Source organism: Phascolarctobacterium faecium (genome assembly GCF_003945365.1).
GTDB classification, from domain to species: Bacteria; Bacillota; Negativicutes; order Acidaminococcales; family Acidaminococcaceae; genus Phascolarctobacterium; species Phascolarctobacterium faecium.
In genome coordinates, this window is record NZ_AP019004.1 from 941,980 (window position 1) to 960,529 (window position 18,550).

Genomic DNA, 18,550 nt, shown 5'->3' on the forward strand with positions numbered 1-18,550 from the left:
CGTAAATGAAAACTGTTTTGATAGTGGATGATAATATTAAAAACCTGGACTTGTTTAAAGATTTTGTTGAAAGCTGGGGCTATGAAACTGTTACTGCCCAGCAGGGGAAAGATGCTATCAGTTTAGCTGAACGATATCTGCCGGATATTATCCTGCTTGATGTCATGCTGCCGGGAATGAGTGGATATGAAGTTTGCAGGGAATTAAAAGAAAATACAAAAACGCAGCATATCCCCGTGGTAATGATTACTGTTCTTAATGATATTGCGGACAGGATTCATGGCTATAAAATAGGCGCTGACCAATTTTTGGTAAAACCTGTAGACTACAATGAACTGCATGCTATTTTAGACAGTTTATTTGGTAAAAAAAGCATGTTTGATGAAATGGAAAGCAGAGGCACAGTTATTGAGAGCCTGAATGTTTTGCTGAAACAGTGTTTATCCTCGGAAGCTGTGGTTGTTGCTGACCGCAAATTTCATTATTGCCGTAAGCTGTGTGACTATCTCAATCTATCTAAAAATGAAACTGAGCAGGGACTGCTGCTGGTACGGATACAGGATATCATCGCTACTTTATGTAAACAGAAGGGGACTGTCCCCGAGGATGAAATGACTTTTTTAGAGCCGCTGAAAATGGACAAATGGGTTAAACCACTGTTGCTGTATATTCGCGGCTATTTGAACGGTGTTGATGAAACCCTGCAGAGAAAAATTAATGAATACCATTTAGAAAAGCTGGCCGGTATCAGTTTTGTTTTAGACCGCTATGGCAGTATTTTAGTAAGTGAAAACGGCGATGATAACAAAGCATTGTTAAAACTGCGGCAGGAATGCAGCCAATATGCCTACCCGGATGATGTGGTAAGATTATTGGAGCAAATCGTCAATGATGAATTGTTTATGAAAAGTTTAAAAGATAAATAATTGGTATGAAGCCATAGGACTAAAGTATTAGTCCTATGGCTTTTTTGTATTTAATAATACGGCCTAAGGCTCAAGAAGTCAGCTGGGAAATATTGTACAATCGAAACAGAAAGTAATGATACGCAAAGCTTTTGGCAGAGAGGAAGATTTTTATGGCAAGATCATTATCCCCTATAGGTGTTCAACAGGATTTGTCAGGTCGTATTTTTGATATCCAGTCTTATTCTGTACATGACGGTCCCGGTTGCCGTACGCTGGTATTTTTATCAGGATGTCCGCTGCGCTGCGAATGGTGTGCGAATCCGGAAGGTTTAGAGAATCGTGTACGGACTTTATTTAGGGTAATGAAATGCATCAACAGGACTCAAGACTGTACCCGGTGCATCCCAAAATGCCCGCATCAGGCAATCTCTATCAGCGATGAAAAAGAAATACCCCTGGCAATAGACTGGGAAAAGTGCAGACATTGTGAAAGTCATGAATGTGTGGATGCTTGTTTACAGGAAGCTTTTGTCCCGGCTTCCAGAGATATGAAGGTTTCCGAACTGATGAAAATTTTTGACCGTGACAGGCATTACTGGTCTGGTAAAGGTGGGGCTACTTTCAGCGGCGGCGATCCTATGTATCAAAAAGATTTTTTGCAGGCGGTACTGAAGGAGTGCCGTAATGCTTATATCCATACAGCGATTGAAACGAGCGGATTTTTCCCTCAGGAAACCTATTTGACAACTATGAAATATGTTGATTTTGCATTTAATGATCTGAAGCATATGGATTCTGATAAGCATAAAGAGAAAACCGGAGTTCCAAATGAACTTATTTTAGCAAATATCGCGGCATTGGCACAATCAGATTGGTCGGGAAGACTGGTCTTGAGATCGCCTGTTATCGAAGGCTTTAATGACAGTAAAGAAAATATGGCGGCCATTGCAGAGTTTATGCACAGTGTTGGTTTAACGGAATTCAATCTTCTGCCATTCCATCGTCTTGGCGATTCAAAATGGAAGTCTTGTGGTATGGTTTATCCTTACAGTATGTATGAAGCTACGCATCCTGAAAAATTAGAAGCTTTGCAGAAGGTGCTGCTTGATTTAGGCATCAAAGCCTATGTTGGTTCTGACACCCCATTTTAAAATTCCTCAATAAAACAGCGGCAGCGCATTGGTTTTGCTTGGACCAGTGTGCTGCCGCTGTTTTTGTGTTTAGGACCTGCTAGTACCTGAGGTGTATCAGCGTTTGATTTTTTCAGACTTACAACTCCTACTGGCGGCTCAATACTTAAGATTTTTCGCATAGTACACTTAAGGCAACCTAAGGATGCAGCAAGCGTGAATACTGAATGGATGACTGCTTCTAAAAATGCTGCAGGTCTTATAGTGAATTTTATGTAAAAAAGGAGGATTTATTATGGCAAGAAAACTCGTTGACGTATTGGAAGAGCAAGGTATGTCCTTGAATCTCCAAGCTGGCGGTGAAGCGCCGAAAGAGATGGTTGACCGCGAAGTAAAAGAAGGTGCTACAGAAAGAGCTGCTAAGTTGAAAGATATTTATCTGCAGACATTGTCTTCTGTAACCTGCGAATTTCCCTATTGGTATAACCGTGTATTTCAGGCTAATGAGGGTGACATTATGGAAGTGCGCCGCGGCAGAGCATTAAAGGCGGGCTTCGAGCATTTGACTCCCAGTATTTATCCAGGTGAGTTGCTTGTTGGTGCTAAGACCCAGTACTATCGTGGTTCTTTCCCGATGCCGTGGTTATCTGAAGGATTCTTTATGGCGAAGGAAGACGAACTGTACCAGGCCGCTTTAGCTTCCGGTTCTGCCAGTGCTGACCAGGTCAGTGCTTATGGCGCTGGTGGCGGCAACGTAACTGAAAGTTTTGGTAACGTTGTTTCCATTGCCGGTAAATATGGTATCCGCAAAGACGAAGTTCGTGTTTTAACTAAACTGGCTCGTGAGTGGGTTGGCAAATCTGTGGATGATGTTGGTCATCGTTATGAACAAATGGTTCCGGAATATCCGATTAAAGAAGCTGTTATGCGCAGCCTGATTTGTATGTTTGATTCCGGCTATACACTGCCGCAGGGCCGTGAAGTAATCAATTATTTCTATCCGCTGCAATATGGTTATGACGGTTTGATCAAAATGTGTGAAGAAGGTATTGCAGAAACTGCAGGACGTCCTGACGGTGATGGCATTATCGGTATGAGCAGGCTGTATTTCTACGAAGCGGTCAAACTTGTTTTGGAAGGTATCCAAACATGGCATCTGCATTATGCTGATGAAGCCAAACGTTTGGCTGCAACTGAGAAAAATGCTAAACAAAAGAAAGAATATGAAGAGATAGCTGAGATCATGGAGCATATCGCTCATAAACAACCACGTAATTTCCGTGAGGCTCTGCAAATGATTTATATGGTCCATATGGCTTCTGTTAATGAAGATGCTATTTCAGGTATGTCGCCCGGACGTATTGGACAGGTATTATGGCCATGGTTTGAGCAGGATATGGAAGCCGGACGTATCACTGAAGCTGAGGTATTGGAACTTTTAGAATGCTACCGTGTAAAAATGACCTGTATTGATTGTTTTGCTTCAATGGGTGTTGTTGGCGGCGTACTTTCCGGCAATACTTTCAATAATGTCTGCCTGGGAGGTTTGACCCGTGACGGTCAGCCGGCTGCCAACAGACTGGAAATGCTGCTGCTGGAAGCTGGTATGACTTGTCAGACCACACAACCGACACTGTCAGTACTGTATGATGATAAATTGCCGGAAGAATTTCTGTTGAAAGCTGTAGAGTGCGAAAAGAGCGGTACCGGTTATCCGGCCTGGATGAATAACCGCGGCGGTATCGAATTTATCATGAAAAATTACGGGCCGGAAGGTATGAACCTGGAAGATGCCCGTGCCTTCTCGATCGGCGGCTGTTTGGAAACTTCGCCTGGTATTTGGAAAGAACTGGAATTGAATGGCAAGAAATATTGGATCCCGGGCGGCGCAGGCCAGCCGACTTCCGTAGGTGTACATTTTATTTCCAATCCGAAAGTTTTGGAAATGGTTCTTACCAATGGCTATGACAGGCGTATTGATTTGCAGGTTCTGCCACCTCATAACAAAACATTCAAAACTTATGAAGAATTGTATGAACAATTCCTTGAATATTATGATATCGTCATCGATTGCCTTGTAACTACCAATAATATTCAGCATGATGTATGGCGTAAACATAACATGTCGCTGGTAAATTCCTTCCTGAAACCTGACTGCCTGGCAAAAGGCCAGCATATTGGCAATATGGGCTACCGCTACAATGCTACTTATAACATTGAAGACACAGGCACTATCAATATGGTCAATTCTTTGTACAACATTAAAAAATTGGTGTTTGAAGATAAGAAATATACTCTGGAAGAACTTACAGATGCGCTTATTAATAACTTTGGCTTCAAAAATGCTGATGAAATTGGCAGTTTCTCGCTTGAAGCTCAGGAAAAACGTGATGATGATGACGGACGTTACGATCAGATCCACGCAGATTGCCTGAGATCCTTTAAATATGGCAACGATATTCCTGAAGTCGATGGAATTCTGGCTGAATTTGAAGACTGGTACTGTGGCTGCGGCGATAAATATGAATCCTTGTACGCTAAGCCGTTCTATGTTTGCCAGATGTCTGTATCTACCCATGCTCCGCAAGGTGCAGCAACACTTGCATCTGCTGACGGGCGTCTTTCCGGTACTACTTTTGCTGACGCTTCTATGTCTGCATATCCTGGTACTGACCGCAATGGTGCCTATGCATTATTTGAATCCGCTACTTGCTGGGATCACAGCAGATCTCAAAACTCACAGATGAACCTGAAACTGCATCCGAATGCAGTAAAAGGTATCGAAGGTTCTAAGAAATTGTTGGATCTGACCCGTTCTTACATGAGAAAAGGCGGCTTCCATATTCAATTTAATATCGTCGATTCTAAAGTTTTGAAAGATGCTCAAAAACATCCTAATAACTATCGTGATTTGTTGGTACGTGTAGCCGGCTTTACTCAATACTGGGTAGAAATCGGTAAACCGATCCAAGACGAAGTTGTTGCAAGAACCGAATACGAAGGAGTGTGAGTCACAATGGCTAAAAATAATCATGCTGATTGCCGTAATTTTACCCCTATTGACGTTGCTAAAGGTATCTGCCATGCCAATAACGACAGTATTATCCTTATTGACAGCGAAACCTGTCCGATGTTTACGCCTATTGCTAAATGTAAATGCTGCAAATGCTTTATAGAAGCTGACGAAAACAACATTGGTATCTGCGATGGCTTTAAGAAAAAAGACTGGACTTACGGTGATTTGAAAGCCGTATATTGCGAACAGTTTACAAGTAAATAAGTCTATTACAATACTTCCTCCTTAACTAAAGTAAGTTGGCGGATGCAGGAGCCTGCATCCGCCTCTTTTCAAAATGGAGCTGAAATTTGTAATTACTATTAACTCATAATCTTTTATAGATTTTTGAGACGAAGGGATGGTTTATATGGATGCGAAAAAAAACTCTTATTTTGTAGTCGTTGCTGCGTGGCTGGCAGTATTTTGCCTGTTTGGTTACCGCTCTACTTTTGCTATCCTGGCCGGGCCAATGTCGCAGACGATGGGTTGGACCGGGGCACAGGTATCGTTAGGCTATTCGCTGATGATGAGCATTTATGCCATTACAGCGTTCTTTAGCGGTATGATTTTGGATAAATGGGGTACAAAACCTGTTTATACTATTGCCGCAGTTTTTTGTATGCTGGGCTTTTATCTGACAGCGAAGGTTGAATCTTTATATTCTTATTATGCGGCTTATGCTATTTTTGCCGGTATCGGAACAGGTATGCTGTGGGTATCATCTACCATTTCCATTCGTAAATGGTTCGTTGGAAAATATTATGCCAAAATGTGGGGTATTGCTTTTGCCGGTGCCCCAATGGCGCAAATCGTACTCAGTTTGGGCGTGAAACCGATGCTGGTCGAAAATGCAGGACAATGGCGTGATGCAATGACAATTTTGGGTTGGATTTCGCTCGTAGCACTTTTACTGGCGGCATTACTGGCAAAAAAGAACCCGGAACAGTATGGCTTACATGCTTTTGGCGAAGTTCCACCTGCTAAAGGCACGGCAGCCCAACAAGAGTATCCCTGGAAAATTGGAGAGGCTTTTAGCACGTTTCCGATTTGGGGTTCGATTCTGGCATTTTTGACCAGTATGGTTGCTGAATTTTTGATTTGGACTCAGGTCGTTACCTATTGGACCAAAGATTTGAAAATGACTTTAGATAATGCAACTAACCTTTATATCATCATTGGTATCGCCGGTATCTTTACGATGCCGCTTTTGGGTATCGTATCTGATAAATTAGTTGTAGCGATGAAAAATGAGATCAAAGCCAGAAAAACAATGCTTATTTTCGGCCCGGCTGTAGGCGCAGTAGCTTGTTTGCTGCTTATGACAATGGGACCGCAGTCTACCACTTTGGGTGCTTTGATCTGCGTACTGTTTGCAGTTTATTGGGCAATTGAACCGGGTGGCGTCGTTGGCTATGCCGGTGCTATCTATGGGCGCGTCAGTCTGGGCAAATTGTGGGGGCTTGCCACCCTGATTGTTATGGGTATAGGACCGGCGCTGGGCAGCTTTATGGGCGGATATCTTGCCGATACTACCGGTAACTTTATTGCTTCTATCAAATTTGCTCTCTGTTCTTTTGTTCTTTCGGCGATTATAGCTTTTATTTTACCGCTGAAAATAAAAGTGCCTGATCAACAGGGTGTAGTTTTAGAAGAAAACGAAGACTATACAGAATAAATAAGATTTTAAAACAGTACTGTATTTAGAAAATATTTGTTTAGGGGCTGGAAATATGAAAGTATTGGTAATTGGCGACAGCTACGGTTTACCGCGATATGCAAAAAACAGCTTTAATGTAGAACTCGATTACGCAGGAACATATCCCGAGCAGCTGCGCAGGATGCTCAGCGCAAATTTTACCGAGGATGTATGTCTGGTAAATCGCTGCCGCCATGCTAATACAAGCTTAAGTCTTATAAAAGGCGAGGCCAATGAAATAGAATTTTTACGCCCGGATTATACGATATTACAATTGGGTCTGGTAGATTTATGGCCGGCGGAAGGAAGAAAAATCTGGCCGCTTTACTCTGAACAATACGGTCGTGACCCTTGGGTAACGCCTGATGAATATAAAAATAATCTGCAGCTTTTTCTAAATTTTGCCAAGAGCAGAGGGAGCAAAGTGATTGTTATCAATAATCCTCCTGTAGAGAAAGTCCATCTGTTAAAACATGCAGGTTTAGAAAAAAAGATCGTTCTGTATAATAACCTGCTGACAAGATTAACGCTTGGTAAAAGCGTTAATCTACTGGACTGGTATGACAGGATAAAAAGTCTGGATGTGAAATGTATTTTTGGCAGTGATGGTATCCATCCTACCAGAGAAGCGGCAAATTTACTGGCACGATTGTTACTGCAGCAGATAAGCTTATTTGAGGACGGTGTTGTAAATGGATAGAAAACAGCTTTTGGAAAAGATTATCGCCCGTGAAGCAGCGATGTTTATCGCTGTTAAAGCCAGTGAACCAGCTGATTGCCAGGAAATGCTGAAAACTTTTTATCTGATGCGTGAAATGAGCCATTCGGTTTTAGCGGCTGATACACTGACATCGTATTTACAGGACCTGGAAACGGCAGCAGCGGCAGGGCGTAACTTAATGACAGAAAAATATGCCCGTATGGAAAATTTGATACCATCGTTAAATGAAAATGAACTGATTTACAAAATAGTAGATATCGAAAGAGAATGGCTTTCTGAAGTACATAAAAAATATCCTTTGACAATAGCTGTTGAAGGCGGCTTTACTACATACGCAGTTTGCGAATTGGAAACGTATTCTGATGCAACTTTAAATTTATATTATCGTGATATCTTTTTAGCCGCGACACAAAAACGTAATTTAGTTGAAGAACGTTACCAATATCTGTATGGTAATTTAGGATTTAAAGATTTGGAGGAAGTTGAAGCTTTAGCACAAAAGCGTGCTGCCGTAAAGGAGTGAAAAATATGCAGAGAAATGAGATCATGCAGCGGATCATTGATTTGGAGACCGAAATGTTTATGAGTGTCAATGCGGAAGAAGCTGTTCCTGCTAATACCATACCTGCATTTAAGGAAATGCGCCGTATGACATATTCTGTTTTATCGGATAAAACAGTTGCTTTGTGGCTGTGCGATTTGGAAACAGCGAAAAAAGACGGACGTAATGTTATGACTGAAAAATATGCTTTGATTGGTGATCAGATACCAACCCTGCGGGACAATCCACAGATCGAAAGGATCGTTGATATAGAAGAAAAGTGGATGAATGAATTAGCCTTTAAATATCCACATGCTGTTAAAAGAGAACGGGCTAATGCGGAACTTTTTAGAAAGTATGCGTTATGTGAATTGCAGACATGGTCACCTGCTGCAGTAAATTCGTATTTTGAAGATATAAAAAAAGCTATGGAAGAAGGACGAAATTTAGCAGAAGAACGTTATGATAATCTGTATCAGAATATTGGTAAGGGAAGATTGCGTGATGTGGAAGATTCATTAAAATAAAGTTTTCAGTAAGGTTTTTTGTTTATACAAAGAACCTTACTTTCTGTTATAATGGTAAACAGAACACTTAAGAACGGAGTGGTATGATGCTGCGGAAAATTTTATTATTGATGAGTTTGAGTTTTATACTTTCAATAGGGGTTGCCTGCGCTGCTGAAAGAACATATGAAGTGACTGATGGTGGTTGTATTGTCAGCTTGCCTGAACAGTATGCAGTAACAGTTGTGGAAAGGCCGACCGATCCAAATGACGAACTTGGGGTTCAGGTCGCGCAGCTTTCAATAAGTGCCCCTGTTAATAAATCGATGACAATGCATGTTATGGTGGAAAGCAGTAAATTGACAAAAGAATTGCCCGACCTGAATTATAGACCTGGCGGAGTGATGAAGGACTATTTTGCGGAAAATCTGCAAAACAGCGGTTGGCAGGAGCCGGTAGTCGCAGGTGAGCTGCAGAATGGGAAGATGTATTTTATTAAATTCAGCAGCTATATAGCTGACAGCGTAGGGCAGAAATATGACGGACAGATTTATGCCACCCTTAAGAATGGTAATTTGATTTATCTGATGATAATGAGTAAAGAACGGGCTTTGACAGCGGACGAAAAAACATTTTTAGAAACGACTGTCAAAAATTTACAGTTTAAAGATGCTATACTGGTAAATACCAATGCACAAAATAAATAAAAGGTTCCGTACGTTAAGTACGGAACCTTTTATTTATAAAACAAAAAAACGGCTGCGACTCGCACCACCGTAGTCGCAACCGCTTTTTGAGGTTGAAAGGATGAAAATAATTGAGAGAGAAGGGAGGAGGTAATTGCATTTAATGCTTTTGCCTTGTCTATATAATACAGTATTGTAATAGGGTTTGCATCTTACAATGATTACATAATCTGTTTAATATAATTACATAATTATATTAGGGCTAAAAGTTTTTCAAGCTAAACCTCAAAAAAATATTTTGCTTTTTACGAGAAGGCTTGATAAAATGCCATTAAGAATTGGCAGGTGGTGAAAAAATGCAGACAGTGGCATGTTTTGGTGATTCTTTGATTTATGGTTTCCCTTTTGGCCCGCGTACATCGTGGCTTGCTGAAGCTGAAAAAGTCACTGGAGATAAATTCTTAAATTATGGAGTATGCGGTGATTGTACAGATGATATTTTATTTCGCCTGCAAACTATGTTTTTACCGGCTCATATTAAACATATTTTGTTTCTGGGAGGAGCTAATGATATCATTCAAATGCGTCCGCAGAAATTTATTCTGGAAGATTTGGATAAAACCTTGAGATATTGTCAGAGTAAAAACTTTGATTTGGGTATTGTTTTGCCGCTTGTAACGGCGGAAAGCAGGTTAAACGAATATATTTTACCGCTGCGGGATGTAATAAGCGCACGTTTTGCAGAGCGGACATTGCTGCTGGATCTGCAGCCTGCTGTTGGACTGACTGCTGCAGAACTGAAGGATGCTTATCTGGATGGCGTACACCCGACGGCAGCCGTTTACAGGGCGATGGGAACATATGCCGCGCCGCTGCTTAAAAACTGGCTGGAAAAAGATAATAGTAAATAAAGAAACTTTGCTTTCACCGGCCTTTTTGTATTATAATAAAGAAATAGATAAGTAGGCAGGCGTTAAATTTAACGAGACATTTATGCTGAATATTTAATTATTGAAGATAGAGGAGAATATCATGTTTATTGATCGAGCGAGAATATATGTCGAAGCAGGTGCCGGCGGCGACGGCCGCAGCAGCTTCAGACGCGAAAAATTTGTTGAAAAAGGCGGTCCGAACGGTGGGAATGGCGGTCGCGGCGGCGACGTGATTTTAAAAGCTGATAAAAATCTCAATACTTTAATAGATTTTCGTTACAAAAGAAAATTTGTTGCCAAACGTGGCGGACACGGCGGTAATTCCAACTGTACAGGCCCACGTGCCGATGATGTGATCGTAAAAGTACCTCTTGGAACTTTAGTGCGCGATGATGCTACCGGTGTGCGCCTGGCTGATTTAACTGAGGACGGACAGGAATATGTTATTGCTAAAGGCGGCCGTGGTGGTAAAGGCAATGCCTGCTATGTTACAAGTACCAACAGAGCACCGACTTTTGCAGAAAAAGGTGAACCGGGCGAGCTGCGCTGGATAAAGCTGGAGTTGAAGCTTCTGGCTGACGTTGGCCTGGTAGGTTATCCGAGTGTCGGTAAATCCAGTATCATTGCACAGGTTTCGGCTGCAAGGCCTGAAATTGCCGCTTATCATTTTACTACATTGACCCCTGTTTTAGGAGTGGTGCGTATCGATGCTGAACGCAGCTTTGTTCTTGCTGATATTCCCGGACTTATCGAGGGAGCGCATGAAGGTGTTGGCTTGGGGCATGACTTTCTGCGTCATGTAGAACGTACAAAAGTACTGCTGCATGTTTTGGATGTTTCCGGTACCGACGGACGTGATCCTATTGAGGATTTTGAAAAAATCAATTTTGAGCTGTCTCAATACAGTGAACGTTTAGGACGCCGCAAGCAGCTGGTAGTTGCCAACAAAATGGATTTGCCGGAAGGCCAGGAAAATTTCCAGCGTGTTAAAGAATATGTTGAAGCTAAAGGCTATGAAATCGTTAAGGCTTCGGCGGCTACCGGCGAAGGTCTGCAGGAACTGATGTATAAGGCTTATGAGATGCTGCAGAACTTTGAACCGGAACCGGACGAAGAAGAGAATATCATTATGGATGAAATAGACCCGGACAGTTTTGAGATCACGGCTTGTGCGGATGCTGATTTTGAAGTAAAAGGGAAAAATATCGAGCGTTTGGTAGCTATGACCAATTTTGATAATGACGAAGCTTTGTATCGTTTCCAGCTGATTTGGAAAAGCCTGGGGATTGATGCGGCTTTAAAAGAAAAAGGTATTCAGGAAGGTCAAACCGTACGTATCCGCGATATGGTATTTGAATTCAAAGAATACTAAGATTTTAACGAGGGGATTGAGCTGGATGACTTTTGACCGCTCTGCACTTAAAGAAGCTAAACGTATCGTAGTGAAAGTTGGTACCAGTACCATAACTTACGCTAACGGTAAACGTAATTTTGAACAGATAGACCGACTGGCCCGGGAACTTGCCGACTTACAGAATCAGGGTAAAGAAATGATCCTTGTTACTTCCGGTGCCGTTGCTGTAGGGGTAGACCGTCTGGGGCTGTCCGAAAAACCAAAGACTATTCCCGGTAAGCAGGCTGCTGCTGCTGTGGGGCAGGGTATTTTAATGCACACCTATGAGAAGCTTTTTGCCGAATATGGACAGATCGTAGCGCAGGTGCTGCTTACTAAAACAGAATCTTTGGACAGGCACCGCTATACAAATTCCCGCAATACCTTTATGGAGCTGCTGAAAAACCGGGTAATTCCTATTGTCAATGAAAATGACGTTGTAGCTTTAGATGAATTGAAAATAGGCGATAATGACAATATGTCGGCTCTGGTTGCCGGCATCGTCGATGCTGATCTGGTAGTTATCCTTTCTGATGTGGACGGATTATATACCGCAAACCCACAGACACATCCCGATGCGAAACTAGTGAGTATCGTCAGTGATATTACTCCTGAAATTGAGGCCAGTGCCGGTGGTGTTGGCAGCAGCTTGGGTACAGGAGGGATGTTTACCAAGATCCAGGCGGCTAAAGCCGCTACCAGTTCAGGTATCCATCTGGCAATTGCCCGCGGTGATGAAAAATATGCCATAGCCCGTATTTTGCAAGGTGAAAATATAGGTACAGTTTTTGTTTCGAAAGAGAACAGGCTGCAGTTTCGTAAACGCTGGCTGGCTTTTGGAGCCCGTATCATGGGCAAACTTGTTATTGACGAAGGCTGTGCCAAGGCCGTGCGTAAAGCCGGTGGCTGCAGTATTTTACCGGCAGGAATCACGGCAGTTGAAGGACAGTTTGAAGCGGGAAATACCGTCAGCGTTGTCGATATGGCAGGGCACGAACTGGCTCGCGGGTTAAGTCACTATTCTTCAGCCGAGCTGGAGCAGATCAAAGGTGCAAAAACTTCGGAAATAGAAGATAAAATAGGCCATAAAAATTACGATGAGGTTATTCATCGTGATGATCTGGTTATTTTAGGTTAGGAGGTATCTGACATGACAACTTATGAAATGGTGCGTACTAAAGCCGAAGCGGCACATCGTGCGGCCGGTGAACTGGCAGTAACTTCTACCGTGATCAAAAATAAAGCTCTGTTGGCGATGGCAGACGCGCTTGAAGCAGGGGCTGCGGAAATTTTGGCGGCTAATGCCAAAGACATGGAAGCCGGCCGTGCTAATAATATGAAAGAATCGATGTTAGACAGATTGGCGCTTTCCCAGGTACGTATCAACGCTATGGCTGAAGGTCTGCGTCAGGTAGCGCAGCTTGAAGATCCTGTCGGTAACGTTTTAGACGGGCGCAGGCTGCCTAACGGTTTAACTGTGACTAAGGTACGTGTTCCTCTTGGCGTTATCGGGATTATTTATGAAGCCCGTCCGAATGTTACGGCTGATGCGATCGGTTTGTGCGTAAAATCAGGTAATGCGGTTATTTTGAAGGGCGGCAGCGAAGCGCTGCAGTCTAATATTGTCATTGCCGGCATACTTACGCAAGCGGCAGAGGCGGCAGGTATCCCTGCTGGAGCAATACAGTTCGTTGACAGCAGTGATCGCCAGGCAGTAACTGATTTAATAAAAATGAACGGACTGGTCGACGTAGTTATTCCCCGCGGCGGTGCTGGACTTATTCAGGCAGTGGTACAGAATGCAACGGTTCCTGTCATCGAAACAGGCATCGGTGTCTGTCATACTTATGTGGATGCAGGTGCAGACTATGATATGGCGCGTGCGATTGCGATCAATGCTAAAGTACAGCGTCCGGCAGTTTGCAATGCTATGGAAACATTACTGGTGCATGAAGACGCTGCTGCTGAATTTTTGCCGCAGATGCTGACAGAATATTTTGCCGCCGGCGTCACTATTATCGGCTGTGGTAAGACGCAGGTTTTTGATAAACGAATCCAGGCAGCTACAGAAGCAGACTGGGCCACAGAGTACGGAGATCTGCGTTTATCAGTAAAAATAGTAAGCGGATTGGAAGCGGCTCTTGCACATATTGCTAAATATGGGACTAAACATTCTGAATGTATCGTCACCAGTGACTATAACCATGCCCGCACGTTCCAGCAGCGTGTCGATGCTGCTGCAGTTTATGTTAATGCTTCAACACGTTTTACAGACGGCTTTGAATTCGGGTTCGGCGCTGAAATTGGCATCAGTACACAAAAACTGCATGCACGCGGACCAATGGCTTTGCCGGAGCTAACCAGCAGCAAATATCTTATCAGCGGCGACGGACAAATACGTGGTTGATTTTTAAACTAAAAGCAGCCTGCGCCTAGCGCAGACTGCTTTTTCTGTTTTTAGAAATCACTTTTTTGTCATACTTTTTGCAAAAAATGTCATTAAAAAAACACAGAATTTCGTTATCATAGGTTTTGACCAAAAGAATGGAATAAGTTATAATTTTAAACATAGTACGAGCTGATAAGAATTGTTAATTTTACGGAAGTAAAGAGGGATGTATGATGTTAGCATGGATAAAACGTAATAAGTATCTGCTGGGATTTTTGATAGCTGTGATAGCGATCGGTTATTTTGGCTATGGTTATTATAAAAGCAGTACCGAAGTTAAAGAAACGGTGCGGACGGCGACCGTTGAATATGGACATTTATCGGACAGCATATCAGCTACCGGCAGTTTAAGTGCCGTAGATAATGTCGATATCAGTTCCAAAATAACCGGCCGTATCGTTGAAGTCTGTGTTGAAGAGAACGATCATGTCAATGCCGGACAGGTACTGGTACGTTTAGATGATACTTCGCTGGCGGCAACACAAACACAAATGCAGGCCAAAATGGAAAATGCTTTAGCGACTTATAATCGTTACAGTGCACTGCTGGCCAAAGGAGCTATTTCAAAATCTGATTATGATCTGGCAGAAGCCGATTATACAGTTGCGAAAGCAAATTATGACCAGGCTACCTCTAATGTTAATGATACTGTCATCACTACACCGATTTCCGGTTATGTCATAGGCAAACCTACCCCCGTTGGTCAGACGATCAGCTCTGGTATTTCCGAACCTCAGGTCATCATGTCTATTGCCAATCTGGATAATATGCAGATCGAAACCATGGTTGATGAATCTGATATTGGACAGGTAAAAGTAGGGCAGAAAGTAAACTTTACAGTTGATTCCTATCCGGACAGAACATTTGAAGGTATAGTAAGACTGGTATCCCGTAAAGCTGTTACCGAAAATAATGTTATTTATTACACCGTTTATGTAGATGTAGCCAACTCGGAAGGTAAATTGCTGCCAACAATGACAGCCCGCGCAAATATTATTGTCAATGAAGCAGACGGTGTACTGATGGTACCGGCTAATTGCCTGCGTACTGAAGGCAGCAGCCGTTATGTACAGGTTTATAATGAAGCAACAAAAGAGATCCGCAACGTAGATGTTGAAGTCGGTCTGAGCGGTGACGATAAGGTCGCAGTCAGCAGCCCTGAACTTAAAGAAGGCGATAAAATTTTGGTTAAGGCCGCTAAAGCAACGCAAACTAACAGTAATCGCATGGGTGGCCCTCCGATGCACTGATAAAATGAAAGGAGCTGCGCATATGACTGCTGTAATCAGGCTTGAAGATATTATGAAAACATATGTTATGGGCGATGCCGTAGTCCATGCGCTCGATCACGTCAGCGTAGAAATCGGTGTCGGTGAATTTACTTCTATTATGGGACCGTCCGGCAGTGGTAAATCAACAATGATGAATATTCTGGGCTGCCTGGACAGACCAACCTCCGGACAATATTATCTGGATGGCAAAGAAGTCGCCGGCTATAGTGACGATGAACTGGCGCGTACGCGCAATGCTAAAATCGGCTTTGTTTTCCAGAACTTTAATCTGCTGCCGAAACTGTCAGCACAATTAAATGTAGCTTTGCCTTTAGTTTATGCCGGTATTGCCGAAGAGGAAAGGCTGGAACGGGCTAAAACAGCTTTGGAAGCAGTGGGACTGGGTGACAGGATCGACCATAATCCAACGGAAATGTCAGGCGGTCAGCGTCAGCGTGTGGCTATTGCACGCGCACTGATCAATGACCCGGCCATTATTATGGCGGACGAACCTACCGGTAATCTTGATACCAAATCCAGCTATGAAATTATGGATATCTTTAAAAAAATGAATGATAACGGCAAAACGGTAGTCATGGTCACACATGAGCCGGATATCGCCGAGCAGACCAAACGTATTTTAACTATGCGTGACGGTAAGCTGGTCAGTGACGAATGGAGGGCTGACCATGTTTAACGAATCTATCAAAATGGCCATTGACGGAATGATTTCCAATAAGCTGCGTACATTGCTGACGCTCTTGGGCATCATTATCGGTGTCGGCGCTGTTATTGCCATGGTCAGTTTGGGCTTTGGCGTTAAGGAACAGGTCAAAAACAACATTTCCAGTCTGGGCAGTAACCTGCTTATCGTTATGTCCGGTGGACGTACTGCCAGCGGCGCACGCTTGGCAGCCGGTCAGGGTGCGCGTCTGACGGCGGAAGATGCTTACGCTATTGAAAAACAGATCGAAGGCATTGCTTATATTGCCCCGGCTGTTTCTTCATCTTATCAATTAGTTGTCGGCAACCAAAACTGGACTGCCAGTGTTGAAGGAACGACACCTAATGTACTGGATATCCGCAGCTATAAATTAGCTGAAGGCCGTAATATGACTGAACGTGATCTCAGCAGCAGAGCCAGAGTTTGTGTTATCGGACAGACGATTGTCGATAATCTGTTCCCCGAAGGCGATGTTGTTGGCAAAACTCTGCGTATCAATAAAGCACCGTTTCAGGTAATCGGTGTCCTGGAAGCCAAAGGTCAATCGGCTGGCGGCCAGGATCAGGATGACGTGGTATACATACCGCTGACAACGGCGCAAAACCGCATGATGGGTATTACCCACATCAACAGGATCACGATCCAGGCCGAAAATGAAAATGTTATCGACCAGGTGCAGGGCGAAGTAGAACAGCTGCTGCGCCAGCGGCATAAAATCAAAGCAGGCGATGATGATGACTTCACCGTACGTAATCTGGCAGCTTTGATGGAAACAATGATGGAAACTGCTAATACCATTACCCTGCTGTTAGGCTGCATAGCTGCTATCAGCCTGCTTGTCGGCGGCATCGGTATTATGAATATCATGCTGGTTTCTGTTACCGAACGGACACGGGAAATAGGTATCCGTAAAGCACTTGGAGCGACTTACAACAATATTCTGCTGCAGTTTCTGATCGAAGCTATGGTGATCGGCGTTGTCGGCGGTACACTGGGTGTGATTTTAGGTATCGGTTCCTCCTATGCCATCAGCTATTTTGCCGGTTGGCAAACGGTGATCTCCATACCGACTATTATCATTGCGGTGGTATTCTCCGTTGGTATTGGTTTGTTCTTCGGCATCTACCCTGCACGTAAAGCTGCACTTTTAGATCCTATCGAGGCGTTGCGCTATGAGTAAAAATTATTGCAGTGAACATGAAGTTAAGCAAAATATCACTAAAAAAGTAACCTGTCACGAAAAAATGCAGGCCTTCTTAGATTATCTAAGAAGGCCTAAAACTGTTTTTGATTTAAAAGACCGTACTAAAGCACTGCTGCTTTTAGTTGCCATCATTATTGGCGTTCAGTATCTGCTGAAAAGGTTTGTTTTATAAAAGTTTAACACCCGACCTTATGAAAAGGGTCGGGTGTTGTATATTGTTGGGAAAGTGATGATTGAAAAACTAAAATAAATTATGATCCAACAAAATGATAAAAATCTTTTTAAATTATTCATAATTAACTGTATATTTTATTATTTAAAAATCTAATATGTTTTAAATAAAAGTGCTGTTCAAAGATTTTTTTGCCAATTTTTTTTCGTTATACATCATTGAATCTGCTTTTTGGATCATAGTTTGTAGCATTGTATCAGAAAGAATAAATTTATTGGAATGTGAATAGCCAAAATTTGCTGTTATATGTAAATTGTTTTTTGTATCGTAACATATTGCATATAATCTTGCCTTTAATTTATCAATTTTATATTGAATGTGGTCTTCAGTACAGTTTGTTAGTATGATAATGAATTCATCGCCACCGAAGCGTATTACAGAGTCTTGGGTTCTTACATTAGCTACTAAGGTTTGAGCTATATTTTTTAAAAGCTTATCTCCGATTAAGTGACCATAAGTATCATTAATGAGTTTAAAATCTTGTAGATCCATAAAAATAATAGTTAATTTTTCTGGAATTTTAGAGTTTTTATGCTGGAGAAATAGAAATTCGTTTAAATAGCGTCTGTTATATACTCCTGTTAATTCGTCTTCATAAAGTTTTCGCTGAGTTTCGTTGAGCAAAGCAAAAAAATTTTGTCGTTGAATAGGGGTTTCCAGAAGATGATCAGAAGTTCTACTGATAATTTCTAATACTGCTTTTACAATTTCTTTTTCTGTCAATATAATGTAAATTGGTTGCGAAACTACATAGAAAATATTATTTGACAAAAATTCGTGCTTTGTTTTGGGACATTGATCGGTTAATGCACATATACTGCTGCAGATTTCACATCTGTTTTTTTTATCCCATACTTTATAGCATGAATATTTTTCGCGATGAATTTTACCGTTTTTTATTGTTAGAATAGCGGTTTCGATTGGATCCACTAATCTTACAACATCAAATAAAGATTCAAGGTATTTCATAGTGGTTTTTATTTCAGCAATTGAAAAATGTGTTTTCATAATTTTGTGTACTCCAGATGAAATAATAATTATTATTTGCTTAAATTCATAAATAATTATATATGAAAGTTGGATTTTTAAAACCCTAAAT

At 42.2% G+C, this 18,550-nt stretch carries 18 protein-coding genes; 17 read left to right on the forward strand and 1 reads right to left on the reverse strand.

Annotation, left to right across the window (positions count from 1 at the left end; genetic code table 11):
* The first annotated feature begins 5 nt into the window (after positions 1-5).
* The 17 genes from PFJ30894_RS04575 (at position 6) to PFJ30894_RS04655 (ending at position 17,391) form a co-directional block, all read left to right on the forward strand.
* The gene (locus tag PFJ30894_RS04575; RefSeq protein ID WP_125669152.1) at positions 6-926 is read left to right on the forward strand and encodes a response regulator; all 921 of its coding nucleotides are present in this window, start codon (positions 6-8) and stop codon (positions 924-926) included.
* Between the two features lie 152 nt (positions 927-1,078).
* A complete protein-coding gene (gene hpdA, locus PFJ30894_RS04580; RefSeq protein WP_125669153.1) occupies positions 1,079-2,059 on the forward strand; it encodes a 4-hydroxyphenylacetate decarboxylase activase in 981 nt (326 codons plus the stop codon).
* Between the two features lie 274 nt (positions 2,060-2,333).
* A complete protein-coding gene (gene hpdB, locus PFJ30894_RS04585; RefSeq protein WP_113077329.1) occupies positions 2,334-5,048 on the forward strand; it encodes a 4-hydroxyphenylacetate decarboxylase large subunit in 2,715 nt (904 codons plus the stop codon).
* Positions 5,049-5,054: 6 nt separating this feature from the next.
* Positions 5,055-5,318 carry a 4-hydroxyphenylacetate decarboxylase small subunit gene (gene hpdC / locus PFJ30894_RS04590; protein ID WP_021717279.1) on the forward strand — a complete coding sequence of 88 codons (264 nt, stop codon included), beginning with the start codon at positions 5,055-5,057 and terminating at the stop codon, positions 5,316-5,318.
* Between the two features lie 145 nt (positions 5,319-5,463).
* The gene (locus PFJ30894_RS04595) at positions 5,464-6,771 is read left to right on the forward strand and encodes an MFS transporter (RefSeq protein WP_231997948.1); all 1,308 of its coding nucleotides are present in this window, start codon (positions 5,464-5,466) and stop codon (positions 6,769-6,771) included.
* A gap of 55 nt (positions 6,772-6,826) precedes the next feature.
* A complete protein-coding gene (locus PFJ30894_RS04600; protein WP_125669155.1) occupies positions 6,827-7,492 on the forward strand; it encodes an SGNH/GDSL hydrolase family protein in 666 nt (221 codons plus the stop codon).
* On the forward strand, positions 7,485-8,036 hold the full coding sequence (locus PFJ30894_RS04605) for a DUF4125 family protein (protein ID WP_021717282.1): 552 nt from the start codon (positions 7,485-7,487) through the stop codon (positions 8,034-8,036). The genes PFJ30894_RS04600 and PFJ30894_RS04605 overlap by 8 nt, the downstream gene beginning before the upstream one ends.
* Positions 8,037-8,041: 5 nt before the next feature.
* Positions 8,042-8,581, forward strand: a complete 540-nt coding sequence (locus tag PFJ30894_RS04610; protein WP_021717283.1) for a DUF4125 family protein — start codon at positions 8,042-8,044, stop codon at positions 8,579-8,581.
* Positions 8,582-8,664: 83 nt separating this feature from the next.
* Complete coding sequence (locus tag PFJ30894_RS04615) at positions 8,665-9,267, forward strand: hypothetical protein (protein WP_125669156.1); 603 nt, start codon at positions 8,665-8,667, stop codon at positions 9,265-9,267.
* Between the two features lie 335 nt (positions 9,268-9,602).
* A complete protein-coding gene (locus PFJ30894_RS04620; RefSeq protein ID WP_125669157.1) occupies positions 9,603-10,157 on the forward strand; it encodes an SGNH/GDSL hydrolase family protein in 555 nt (184 codons plus the stop codon).
* 121 nt (positions 10,158-10,278) lie between these two features.
* On the forward strand, positions 10,279-11,550 hold the full coding sequence (gene obgE / locus PFJ30894_RS04625; RefSeq protein WP_021717286.1) for a GTPase ObgE: 1,272 nt from the start codon (positions 10,279-10,281) through the stop codon (positions 11,548-11,550).
* Between the two features lie 25 nt (positions 11,551-11,575).
* On the forward strand, positions 11,576-12,709 hold the full coding sequence (proB, locus tag PFJ30894_RS04630) for a glutamate 5-kinase (RefSeq protein WP_021717287.1): 1,134 nt from the start codon (positions 11,576-11,578) through the stop codon (positions 12,707-12,709).
* Between the two features lie 12 nt (positions 12,710-12,721).
* Positions 12,722-13,978 (forward strand): glutamate-5-semialdehyde dehydrogenase, encoded by a 1,257-nt coding sequence (locus tag PFJ30894_RS04635; protein ID WP_125669158.1) that lies wholly within the window; start codon positions 12,722-12,724, stop codon positions 13,976-13,978.
* 212 nt (positions 13,979-14,190) lie between these two features.
* Positions 14,191-15,270 carry an efflux RND transporter periplasmic adaptor subunit gene (locus PFJ30894_RS04640; RefSeq protein WP_231997949.1) on the forward strand — a complete coding sequence of 360 codons (1,080 nt, stop codon included), beginning with the start codon at positions 14,191-14,193 and terminating at the stop codon, positions 15,268-15,270.
* A gap of 22 nt (positions 15,271-15,292) precedes the next feature.
* Entirely contained in the window at positions 15,293-15,988 is a 696-nt protein-coding gene (locus PFJ30894_RS04645) for an ABC transporter ATP-binding protein (protein WP_125669159.1), read from the forward strand.
* The gene (locus PFJ30894_RS04650; RefSeq protein ID WP_125669160.1) at positions 15,981-17,195 is read left to right on the forward strand and encodes an ABC transporter permease; all 1,215 of its coding nucleotides are present in this window, start codon (positions 15,981-15,983) and stop codon (positions 17,193-17,195) included. Before PFJ30894_RS04645 ends, PFJ30894_RS04650 begins: the two co-directional genes overlap by 8 nt.
* The gene (locus PFJ30894_RS04655; RefSeq protein ID WP_021717292.1) at positions 17,188-17,391 is read left to right on the forward strand and encodes a hypothetical protein; all 204 of its coding nucleotides are present in this window, start codon (positions 17,188-17,190) and stop codon (positions 17,389-17,391) included. The genes PFJ30894_RS04650 and PFJ30894_RS04655 overlap by 8 nt, the downstream gene beginning before the upstream one ends.
* Positions 17,392-17,553: 162 nt before the next feature.
* On the opposite strand, the gene PFJ30894_RS04660 is transcribed toward PFJ30894_RS04655, so the two are convergent.
* Entirely contained in the window at positions 17,554-18,459 is a 906-nt protein-coding gene (locus tag PFJ30894_RS04660) for a GGDEF domain-containing protein (protein ID WP_125669161.1), read from the reverse strand.
* Positions 18,460-18,550: the final 91 nt, after the last annotated feature.